The organism is Candidatus Accumulibacter vicinus (assembly GCF_000584955.1).
Lineage (GTDB): Bacteria > Pseudomonadota > Gammaproteobacteria > Burkholderiales > Rhodocyclaceae > Accumulibacter > Accumulibacter vicinus.
Genome location: NZ_JDSS02000037.1, coordinates 289,737 through 291,385, shown reverse-complemented (window position 1 = coordinate 291,385; position 1,649 = coordinate 289,737). Strand labels below are relative to the sequence as shown.

Genomic DNA, 1,649 nt, shown 5'->3' with positions numbered 1-1,649 from the left:
CTGCCGCCGCTTCACGTTTTCATCCAGACGAGCGGCACCTTCGGGTGCCGTTTTCGCTCCGGTCGCACCGTTGTCACTTGTGGGCCTTCGCCTAAATCTCGTAGTCTGTTGTTCATAAAACCGATGAAGCCCTGATGCGTGATTCTGCCATGTGCACAGTGCCAGTCGTAGGGGCTCCCGGGTGAAGCAGCAGTCCAGGAAGTCAAATCCGCGTCCGATGCGCCCGATGAAGGTCTTGTCCGGATGCTGTGAGACCTTGATTTCGGCAAAGGTCTCGTTCAGGGTGCGCACGGCCCGGCGTAACTGCCAGCGGGTGTGAGTAAGCACCACGATTTCGTCCATGTAGCGCACGTAGTAGATGCCGGATTGATCCGGACTCTCATCGGGCAGGCGTAGATACCAGGAGCCTGGCAATGGACTCAATGGACAGCCCCGCGAGATCCCGCTGCGGATGTCCCAGTGCAAGCCACCGCGCTCCACCGTGCGCTGGATGTATTGTTTGAGCAAACCGATGATCAAAAGATCATCGATCAGGTCGCAGAGCTATGCCAGCAGGATCGACTGATCGATGTTTTCTTAGAAGCCTTTCACATCGGTGCGCAGCGCGTAGTCGTAGTCGGGCAAGTGCTGCTGCACTTCGCGCACCGCCGCCTTGAGGCCGCAGTGGACTTTGACGTGCCGGCAACGCGGCGACAGCCGCAGCCGTGGGCTGAGCACCAAGCTCAGGGCCTTGAGCGCCAGGGCATCCCGGGCGCGCCACAGGTGCAGGACTTCGTCGTCGGTGCGGGTGATCCGTGCGCAGATCTTCAAGACGCACACGCTCGCGGTGCCAATGAAAGCGTAGATTCCAGACATCGGTGTGCGCAGGATAGTCGACACGCTGCTTACATATCCAGAGGTTTCCCTGGTCAAGGGCGTGCAGGAGCGCATCCAGCATGGTAGTCATAACGAGGAAGAAGTGGAGTGGCTATCCTGACGCTATCATGCGCTGCATGGGCGCACCAGATTGCGGACAGAGGTCATCGTCCTCCAAGAGTCGCAATCGTCCAGTCAATTGATAGCCAAGACCTCAGACCAGTGCCTAGATTCGTCCTGTCCGGCGCGCCAATGACGAATGGATATCATGCGCTTTCCGCCCGTTTGTCGCCCGTTTGTCGCCCGTTTGTCGCCCGTTCGTCGCCACCCGGCCATCGCACTTCCAGCGCAATCGGGTCCGGGGAGTGCCATGAACATCGGCGTTGGATTGCCATCTATGGCAGTTCGAAATCCGCGCGCGATGCCACGGCCTGTGATCAAGGTCCGCTCCCATCCCGAAGCACGGCCCTGGGCGAACCACACTGCCGGACCTGAATGGCCCAGATGGACGTGGCGCCTTCACGCCGTAAGGTGACGGCCGGTTGCGGACACCCCTGTATCGAAGCAGGCGCGGTCTGGCGCGGGATGCCACTCATCGCGATTTCCATAGCGTGGCCCGGGAGGAATGCGCAAGAGGTCGGACAGGAAAAAGCCCCCATGGATAATCATCTGCGACTGCCGGGACCCGATTGCCGCCCGACCCCGCACCCTGCCATGGCAGCCGCGCCGGCACGGCGCGCGTCAATCCCCGCAATGGCGGCCCGGAGCGCCTGACCCAAGGCACTGCGCCAGCC

Annotated in this window: 2 protein-coding genes; both read right to left on the bottom strand. The window is 61.2% G+C overall.

Features of this window, described 5'->3' with window-relative positions:
- The coding region (locus CAPSK01_RS23570; RefSeq protein WP_273703914.1) for a reverse transcriptase domain-containing protein at positions 1-519 on the bottom strand (519 nt) is incomplete at its 3' end.
- 57 nt (positions 520-576) lie between these two features.
- Entirely contained in the window at positions 577-879 is a 303-nt protein-coding gene (locus CAPSK01_RS23565; protein WP_273703913.1) for a hypothetical protein, read from the bottom strand.
- Between the last annotated feature and the right edge of the window lie 770 nt (positions 880-1,649).